General features: G+C 74.0%; 9 protein-coding genes. 6 read left to right on the top strand and 3 right to left on the bottom strand.

Going from position 1 to position 8,543, the window contains the following annotated elements:
- Window positions 1–386: 386 nt before the first annotated feature.
- The 4 genes from PV341_RS41525 (at window position 387) to PV341_RS41510 (ending at window position 4,256) form a co-directional block, all read left to right on the top strand.
- Window positions 387–1,292, top strand: a complete 906-nt coding sequence (locus PV341_RS41525) for a cupin domain-containing protein (RefSeq protein ID WP_499511754.1) — start codon at window positions 387–389, stop codon at window positions 1,290–1,292.
- Entirely contained in the window at window positions 1,289–2,587 is a 1,299-nt protein-coding gene (locus tag PV341_RS41520) for a beta-ketoacyl-[acyl-carrier-protein] synthase family protein (RefSeq protein WP_500360557.1), read from the top strand. The genes PV341_RS41525 and PV341_RS41520 overlap by 4 nt, the downstream gene beginning before the upstream one ends.
- Window positions 2,584–3,837 (top strand): beta-ketoacyl synthase N-terminal-like domain-containing protein, encoded by a 1,254-nt coding sequence (locus PV341_RS41515; protein ID WP_500322022.1) that lies wholly within the window; start codon window positions 2,584–2,586, stop codon window positions 3,835–3,837. Before PV341_RS41520 ends, PV341_RS41515 begins: the two co-directional genes overlap by 4 nt.
- A 134-nt stretch (window positions 3,838–3,971) precedes the next feature.
- On the top strand, window positions 3,972–4,256 hold the full coding sequence (locus PV341_RS41510) for a hypothetical protein (RefSeq protein ID WP_499511751.1): 285 nt from the start codon (window positions 3,972–3,974) through the stop codon (window positions 4,254–4,256).
- 131 nt (window positions 4,257–4,387) lie between these two features.
- Here PV341_RS41510 and PV341_RS41505 read toward each other — a convergent pair whose 3' ends face one another.
- Both PV341_RS41505 and PV341_RS41500 read right to left on the bottom strand, forming a co-directional pair.
- Window positions 4,388–4,681, bottom strand: a complete 294-nt coding sequence (locus PV341_RS41505) for a hypothetical protein (protein WP_500322023.1) — start codon at window positions 4,679–4,681, stop codon at window positions 4,388–4,390.
- A gap of 62 nt (window positions 4,682–4,743) precedes the next feature.
- Entirely contained in the window at window positions 4,744–5,019 is a 276-nt protein-coding gene (locus PV341_RS41500; RefSeq protein ID WP_500336280.1) for a chaplin, read from the bottom strand.
- Window positions 5,020–5,326: 307 nt separating this feature from the next.
- On the opposite strand from PV341_RS41500, the gene PV341_RS41495 reads away from it, so the two are divergent.
- A complete protein-coding gene (locus PV341_RS41495; protein WP_500360555.1) occupies window positions 5,327–6,841 on the top strand; it encodes a S8 family peptidase in 1,515 nt (504 codons plus the stop codon).
- Window positions 6,842–6,901: 60 nt separating this feature from the next.
- Here PV341_RS41495 and PV341_RS41490 read toward each other — a convergent pair whose 3' ends face one another.
- Window positions 6,902–7,243, bottom strand: a complete 342-nt coding sequence (locus PV341_RS41490) for a chaplin (protein WP_499511747.1) — start codon at window positions 7,241–7,243, stop codon at window positions 6,902–6,904.
- A gap of 200 nt (window positions 7,244–7,443) precedes the next feature.
- On the opposite strand from PV341_RS41490, the gene PV341_RS41485 reads away from it, so the two are divergent.
- Window positions 7,444–8,543 (top strand): glycoside hydrolase family 6 protein (locus PV341_RS41485; protein ID WP_500360553.1); only part of this gene is annotated, 1,100 nt, incomplete at its 3' end.

The following is an 8,543-nucleotide window of genomic DNA, read 5'->3' as shown; positions in this document are numbered from 1 at the left end:
CGCCCCCGTGGTGCCCGGCACCCACGTGGACGGCACGGAGGCGCCCCACCACCGCGCGTGAGAGCGGGCCGCACCGAGAGCGGGCGCACCGGACGCAGCCGCCTCGTGCCCCGTCCGCCGGCAGGGGAGCGGCGCGCGGGGAGCATGGGACGGGGGAGGAGGCGGAGGTCCCGCACGCCCGCGTCGACCGGCGCCGGAAGCGCCGCTGACGGGCCCTCACGAAGTGTGCCCCCGTACGGGTGGAGCGGGCCGCGAGGGCGTGACACGTTCCGTCACCGCGGGGACCGATTGTGTGATTATTCGGCCCGCTCGGTTGGAGGTAGTGCCCCCATGACCTCAGTGACGGAACGTCAGTCCGGCCATCCCGCGGCGGAGGTGCGGACCCGATGACGATGCACACCGAGAACGAGATCGTCATCGACGCGCCCCTGCGGTACGTGTGGCTGCGGACCAACGACGTCGCCGGCTGGCCCACCCTGTTCAGCGAGTACGCCGAGGCCGAGATCATCTCCCAGGAGGGCGACACCACCCGCTTCCGCCTGACCATGCACCCCGACGAGAAGGGCCGCGTCTGGTCCTGGGTGTCCGAGCGCACCGCCGACCCGGCCACCCGTACCGTGCGGGCCCGGCGGCTGGAGACCGGGCCGTTCGAGTTCATGAACATCTACTGGCAGTACGAGGAACTCGGCCCGGAGAGCACCCGCATGCGCTGGCTGCAGGACTTCCGGATGAAGGTGGACGCGCCCGTCGACGACGAGGGCATGCGGCAACGCATCAACAGCAACTCCCGCGTCCAGATGCAGCTCGTCAAGGACCGGCTGGAGTCCCGCCGGATCCGTCCCGTCGGCACCCTGGACACCCACGCGGACACCCGCCGCGGCGGCGACATCCGCACCCTGCTGACCACCACCTCGGTCGGCACGACGGACGGGTTCTGCGGCATGGTCACCGTCGGTCCGGGCGAGGCCGTCGCCGAGCACTACCACCCGTACTCGCAGGAGCAACTGGTCGTCGTCGAGGGCGAGGTGCGGGTGGACCTCGACGGCTGCCCGCGCAGCGTCGCCGCCAACGAGGCCCTGCTCGTCCCGCGCGGGGTCCGCCACCGGCTGGTGAACACCTCCGACGCGGTGGCCCGCGCCGTCTTCTTCCTGGCCCCGCTCGCGCCGCGTCCGGAACTGGGGCACGTCGACACCGAGACCCGCGAGGAAGCCGCCGCCATCGCCCGCGCCGCCACCGCGACGGGGCCGGCGACGGAGGGCCCGGCGCCGGGCCGCGAACTGGTCGACCGGTGACCGCAGGCCGTACCGCGCGCAGGGTGGTGGTGACGGGCGTCGGAGCCGTCGCCGCCGGCGGCGTCGGGCGGGAGGCGTTCTGGGAGCGGATCGTCGGGGGCAGGCCGGCGATCCGCCGGATCACCCGCTTCGACCCCTCGCGGTACCGCTCGCGGATCGCCGCCGAAGCCGACTTCGACCCCCTCGCGGCCGGGCTCACCCCCCGGGAGATACGCCGCAACGGCCGGTTCGCCCAGTTCGCGCTCGCCGCGGCCGCCGAGGCGCTCGCCGACAGCGGGCTGCGCACGGAAGCCGAGGACACCGACCGCATCGGGGTCTGCCTCGGCACCGCCGTCGGCGCCACCGTCACCCTGGAGGACGAGTACGTGGTCGCCAGCGACGGCGGCCGCCACTGGGAGGTCAGCCCGGACCACGGCATGCCCTTCCTCCACCGGGCGATGCACCCCTCCTCGGCCGCCGCCGAACTCTCGCTGCGGCATGGTCTGCACGGTCCGTCCTCGGTCGTCTCCACCGGCTGCACCTCCGGCGTCGACGCGATCGGCTGCGCCTTCCGCACGCTGAGCGACGGCGAGGCCGACGTCATGCTGGCGGGCGCGGGCGAGGCGCCCATCTCCCCGGTCACGGTGGCCTGCTTCGACGCGATCCGCGCCACCACCGCCTTCACCGGCGACCCTGAGCGGACGCCGGCGCCCTTCGACGCCCGGCGCGACGGCTTCGTCCTCGGCGAGGGCGGCGCCGTGCTCGTCCTGGAGGAACTGGAGCACGCCCGTGCCCGGGGCGCGTCCGTCTACTGCGAGGTGCGCGGCTGGGACAACCGCACCGGCGCCTACCACATGACCGGTCTGCGCCCCGACGGCTACGACCTGAGCGAGGCGGTCATCTCCGCCATGTCGGAGGCCGGCATCGCCCCCGAAGAGCTCGACTGGATCAGCGCCCACGGCTCCGGCACGGTGCAGAACGACCGCTACGAGACCGCCGCGTACAAGCGCGCCCTCGGCGAGTACGCGCGCAAGGTCCCGGTCAGCTCCGTCAAGTCCGTCATCGGCCACTGCCTCGGCGCGGCGGGCGCCCTGGAGATGGCCGCCTGCGCCCTCGCCGTCCGGCGGGGGGTGATCCCGCCGACCGCCAACCTCCTGCGGCCCGACCCGCAGTGCGACCTCGACTACACCCCGGTCCTCGCCCGCGAACGGCGGGTGCGGCACGCACTGTCGGTGGCCTGCGGGCTCGGCGGTCTCCAGTCGGCGATGGTCTTCTCGGCCCTGGAGCCGGACCCTGAACGGGAGGCGGAGGCATGACCACACGCGCGGTCATCAGCGGACTCGGGGTCGTCGCCCCCACCGGCGTCGGCGCCCGCCCCTACTGGCGGGCCACCGTCGCCGGGCGCAACGGCATCCGGCCGATCGGCAGGCCCGACGCGAGCCGCTCCCCGGTCGTGCTGGCCGGGGAGGTCACCGGGTTCGACGCCGCCCGCTGGATCGACGACACCCTGCGCGCCGAGACCGACCGCTGGACCTGGTTCGCCCTGGCCGCGGCCGAGATGGCGCTGGCCGACGCGGCGCTGCGGCCCGCCGACCACCCCCCGTTCCACCTGTCGGTGGTCACCTCCAGCGGCTCCGGCGGCAACGAGTCCGGCCAGCGGGAGACCCACGCCCTGTGGGCACGGCAGCCCGGCCAGGCCGGCGCCCACCAGTCCATCGCCTGGTTCCACGCGGCCGGCGCCGCCCAGATCTCCATCCGGCACGGGCTGACCGGCGGCTGCGGCGTCGTCGCCGCGGACGGCGCGGGCGGCCTGGACGCGCTCAAGCACGCCTGGCGGCGGCTGCGGCGCGGCGGCAAGGCCGTGATCGTCGGCGGCACCGAGGCGCCGCTGTCGCCCTTCGCGCTCGCCTGCCAGTCCACCCTGCCCACGGTGCACCGCGGCGCCGACCCCGAACGGGCCTACCTGCCCTTCAGCCCGTACGCCTCGGGGTTCGTCCCCGGCGAGGGCGGTGCCCTGATGGTCCTGGAGGAGAAGGCGCACGCCGCCGAGCGCGGGGTGCGCGGTTACGCCGAACTGCTCGGCCACGCCGCCACGCACGACGCGCACCACCACACGGCGCCCGCGCCCGACGGCGTCCAGCTGGCCCGGGCCGTCACCACGGCGCTCGAGCAGGCCGGGCGTGCTCCCGGGGACGTGGACGTGGTCTTCGCCGACGGCGCCGGCGACCCGGCCGGGGACGCGGCCGAGGCGGCGGCGCTCCAGCGGGTCTTCGGCGACCGGCTGGCGGAGCTACCGGTGACGGTGCCCAAGGCGGGCGTCGGCCGGCTGACCTCCGGCGCCGGCGCGCTGGACGCGGTGACCGCCGCCCTCGCCCTGCGCACCGGCGTGATCCCGCCCACCCGGGGCGGCGACGCGAGGGCCGCCCGCGAGCGGTACGACGTCCGCCTGGTCACCCGCTGGACACGGCCGGAACGGCTGACGACGGCCGTGGTGCTCGCCCGCGGCACCGGCGGGTTCAACAGCGCCGTCGTCCTCGGGTCGTTGGTCGCGGACTCCTCGTATTAGCGGCGTGCCCTACGGCCTGGGAGTGAAAGAGGGAAAACCTGGAGCAATGACCGTCACGTCCACCCGGCGGGGGGCGTTGCTCCTGATGTCGGCGTCCGGAGGACGTCGTTGAACTCCCAGAGGAGAAACTCCCCATGCTGAAGAAGGCTCTTGCCTGCGCTTCTCTCGCCGTCGCGGCCACCGGCGCCGTCGTCCCCGCCGCCGTGGCCTCCGACACCTCGGGTGGGAACTACTCGCAGAACGTCAACCTGATCCCGCACCCCTGCCTGGACGTGAAGCGCATCTACGCCCTCAACCCCCTCGCCGTCGACCTGCTGACCGAGACCAGCGGCCAGCAGTGCAACGAGAAGTCGAAGGTCGTCGACGGGCACAAGTCCGCGCTGTCCGACCTGATCGACGCCGGGGCCTACCAGAACTGAGGGACCGGGTACACGAAGGGCCCGGCCCCACGGAACTCCGTGGGGCCGGGCCCTTCTCCCGTGCGCGCCGGCACGCACGAGCGGCGGCCGCCCCCGTACGCCGGGGACGGCCGCCGTGGATCCCGCCCGGATCAGTTCTGGTACGCGCCGACGTCGGCGAGGTCGGACAGTGCCGACTTGTGCGCGTCCACCACGCTGGACTTCTCGTTGCACTGCTGGCCGCTGGTCTCGGTCAGCGCGTCGAGCGCGACAGGGTTGAGGGCGTAGACCCGCTTCACGTCCAGGCAGAGGTGCGGCAGGACGTTGACGTTCTGCGAGTAGTTCCCGCCGTGGACGTCGGAGGCCTGTGCGGTCGGCGCGAGGGCCGCGGCGCTACCCGCGGCGGCCACCGCGAGAGTGGCGCAGGCGAGTGCCTTCTTCAGCATGTTGCGAAGCTCCAGAATGAGGTGCGGACGGATGGCGGGGCGCCCGGGGGCGGGCGCTGCCGTCAGACGTTGAAGCAGGCGTTGCCGGCTGTGGGGTTCAGCAGCGCGCCGACGTTGATGCCGTTGCCGCAGACGTTGACCGGGATGTTGACCGGGATCTGGATGACGTTGCCGCTGAGCACACCCGGGGAGCCGATGGCCGCACCCTCGGCCGAGGCACCGCCGCGGTCGTAGTGGCGGTCCTTGCCGCCGTCGCTTGCGAGGGCGCCGCCCGCACTGCCCATCACCGCGACACCGGCCGCGACGGTCAGCACTGCGGCCTTCGAGAGACGCTTCACGAGCTCTTCCTTTCCTTGGTCACTGACGTGCGGTCTGGTCAACGACGCGCAAGGCGGGGCGGATGCGGAGCGTCACCCGAACAGCCGCCGGAACAAGGCGTCCAGGATGGTCAGCTGATAACCAGAAACCTGGGGGGTCGTCAGATTTGCTACCGGTCAAGGAGCTCCGCAGATGCGAATTTCCTTGCGACGGACCGCCTCCGCCGCCCTGATAACTGCTCTTCCCGCCCTCGCCCTGACGGCGCCCCTCCCGAGCGCGGCGGAACCACGGCCCGGTCCTCCCGGAGCGATCCCGGACCAGTACGTCGTGACCCTGGACGACGGCACCGCGCCGCGGACCGTCCTGGACGGTCTGGGCGTCGAGCCGCTCTTCACCTACCGGCACGCGCTTTCCGGCTTCGCCGCCCGGCTCACACCGGCCCAGGCGCAGCGGGTACGCGCCGCGCCCGGCGTCGACCAGGTGGAGCAGGACGCGGTGGTCGCCATCCCGCTCGGCGAGGACGCCCCCGCCGACACCGACCTGGAGCCCCCCTACCCGGGCGACGTCCCGGGCGAGCCGTCCGGCCCCGTCGACTTCCCCGGCCCCGGCCCGCAACAGGAGGGGCCGCAGCAGGCTCCTGGCGAGGGAGTACCCCTGCCGGCGGGACCGGACGGGCAGTCACCCGGGCAGTCGCCTGAGCAGTCCCCCGACCAGGCGATGCCGCAACCGGCCGGGCCGGACCAGTCGGCTCCGGACCAGTCGGCTCCGGACCAGGCGGTGCCCTACCAGGCGGAGCCCTACCAGGCGGAGCCGGAACCGGCCGGGCCCGAGCAGTCGGTGCCCGAACAGGCCGCTCCCGAGCAGTCCGCACCGGACCCCGCGGCGCCGGGGCAGTCCGTTTCCCCGGTGCCCGGGACCAAGCCGGTCCAGGTCCCGCAGGCCCCACCCGGCCCCGCCTCGCCCTCGGCCCCCGTACCGGACTCCTCCGGACCGCGGGCGACGGGAGTGCGCAGCCTGGGCGGCTTCACGCCCTGGGGCCTGACCCGGATCAACAACCGGGCCCTCGGGGGCACCGGTTTCTCGGTGCGGTCCACCGGGGCCAAGGTCACCTCGTACATCGTCGACAGCGGCATCGAGTTCTCCCACCCGGACTTCGGCGGTCGTGCCGTGCCCGGGTACGACGCGATCGGCGACGGCCTGGACGGCGGGGACTGCAACGGCCACGGCACCCACGTGGCGGGCGTCGTCGGCGGCACCTACACCGGTGTCGCCCGCAAGACGACGCTGGTGTCGGTGCGGGTCTTCCCGTGCGTCGGGCGCACGTCGACCTCCGCCGTCATCGCGGGCGTCGACTGGGTGGCCGGGAACGCGAAGAAGCCCGCCGTGGCGAACCTGTCGCTCTCCGGGCGCTGGTCGCCGGCGGTCAACCGGGCCGTCGAGGGCCTGGCGGCGACCGGGGTGTTCCCGGTGGCCGCGGCCGGGAACGACAACCTCAACGCGTGCTTCGTCTCCCCGGCCAGCTCGCGGACGGCCTTCACGGTCGGGGCGATCGACCAGGAGGACCGCCGTGCCTGGTTCAGCAACTGGGGCACGTGCGTCGACATCCACGCACCGGGCATGGGCATCCTGTCGGCGTACCTCAACGGCAGCTTCCGCGACATGGACGGCACGTCGATGGCCGCCCCGCACGTCACCGGGATCGCCGCCCTGTACAAGGACACCCACGGGGACGCGTCCTTCACGGCGCTCAGCCAGTGGCTGACCGGTCACGCCCTGCGCAACGTGCCCATCGACGGCGGTTACGGCACCGCGCGGCTGACGGCCTACACGAACGGCCTGTGACATGGCGGGGCCGCCGGAGGACGTGACCTCCGGCGGCCCCGGCAGGTGTGACGGTTCGCGTCAGCCGTTGATGCAGACGTTGCCCGCGACCGGGTTGAGCAGGCCGATCGCGTTCAGGCCGTTGCCGCAGACGTTGATCGGGACGTTGATCGGCACCTGGATGACGTTGCCGCTCAGGATGCCGGGGGAGCCGGCGGCGATGGCACGGGCGTTGGCACCGCTGCGGCGGTTGCCGTAGCCGTAGCCGTCGAAGCCGTAGCCCTTGCCGTAACCCTTGCCGTAGCCGTGGCTGCCGCCCTTGCCGCCGCCGTCGTAGCCGCTCGCGAGGGCGGTGGTGGCGGAACCGAGGACGAGGGCACCGGTGGCGACCGTCAGGGCGACAGCCTTGGAGAAACGCTTCACTTCTGATCCTTTCGGACTGGAGGGGACCAAAGGTCGTGATCTGACCAACGACCCGATTTGTCCATGGATGCGCATGATCACCCGAATAGTCGTACCGGATTCGGATAGCACATGACGCTTCGTCAGTTATTCGGTCTCCGGGCGACCGTTCGGCGCACCAGAAGCGGCGGGGCCCGGCGGCCGATGTGACGGTGGGTCACATGGTTCTCGCTGCGATCGCACGTGCCCGACGACCTGGCGCACGCACCGTACGCGTGGTGGCCGGGCTGGCCGGAGCGGCGGTGCTGCTCTCACCGGGGTGGGCCGCAGGCCCGGCCCTGGCGGAGGCCCCGCCGGCCGCCATCGGGCCCTCCCCGTTCTGGGCGAACCCGGACAGCCGGGCCGCCCGGCAGGCCGACGCCTGGGAGGCCCGCGGCCGGACGGCGGACGCCGCGCTGCTGCGGCGGATCGCCGACCAGCCGCTGGCCACCTGGCTCGACGACCGGACCCAGGACGCCGCGGGTAAGGCCCGCCGGATCACCGCGGCGGCCGAACGCGCCCACCGCATCCCGGTGCTGGTGCTCCACAACCTCCCGCGGCGCGACTGCGTCCGCCGCCCGACCGGCGCCGCCGACGCGGCCGCCTACCGCCGCTGGATCACCGGCGTCTCCGGCGGCATCGGCGGCCGTCCGGCCGTGGTGATCCTCGAACCGGATGCGGTCGCCGGTCTGGTGGCCGGCTGCGGAGGAGCCGCCCCCGGGCCGCCCCCGGGCCGGGCGGCGCTGCTGGCCGAGGCCGTGGGGCTCCTCAAGGCACGTACCGCTACCCGAGTCTACCTCGACGCGGGGAACCCGGGGCGGGTCCCCGACCTGCGCCGGCTCGCCGCGGCGCTGCGGCTCGCCGGGATCGGCCGGGCCGACGGCTTCGCGCTGAACGTCGCCGGCTTCCACACCACCGGGGTCAGCACGCAGTACGGCGACCGGCTGTCCGGGCTGCTCGGCGGCGCCCACTACGTCATCGACACCAGCCGCAACGGCAAGGGCCCCTGGGCGGCCGTGCGCAGGAACGCGCAGTCCTGGTGCAAACCGCCGGACCGGGCGCTCGGCCCCGCACCCACGGTGCGTACCGGCAGTCCGCTGGTGGACGCCTACCTGTGGGTGAAACAGCCAGGTGAGTCCGACGGCGCCTGCCGGGGGGCGCCGCCCGCGGGGCACTGGTGGGCGGCGTACGCGCTCGAACTGGCCCGGGAGGCCGGGCGGCGGCCGGCGGCACGCGCGTTGCGACCCGCCCCCGCCGTACCCACCTGGACCCCGTCAGCGTC

The sequence above is a fragment of the Streptomyces sp. PA03-1a genome, from assembly GCF_033792805.1.
Lineage (GTDB): Bacteria > Actinomycetota > Actinomycetes > Streptomycetales > Streptomycetaceae > Actinacidiphila.
This window is presented reverse-complemented; position numbering and strand designations above follow the sequence as displayed.

Bases quoted from the DNA above. Each gene is read 5' to 3' on its own strand.
- PV341_RS41515 (WP_500322022.1), top strand. From the start codon at position 2,584: ATGACCACACGCGCGGTCATCAGCGGACTCGGGGTCGTCGCCCCCACC.
- PV341_RS41505 (WP_500322023.1), bottom strand. From the start codon at position 4,681: ATGCTGAAGAAGGCACTCGCCTGCGCCACTCTCGCGGTGGCCGCCGCG.
- PV341_RS41525 (WP_499511754.1), top strand. From the start codon at position 387: ATGACGATGCACACCGAGAACGAGATCGTCATCGACGCGCCCCTGCGG.
- PV341_RS41510 (WP_499511751.1), top strand. From the start codon at position 3,972: ATGCTGAAGAAGGCTCTTGCCTGCGCTTCTCTCGCCGTCGCGGCCACC.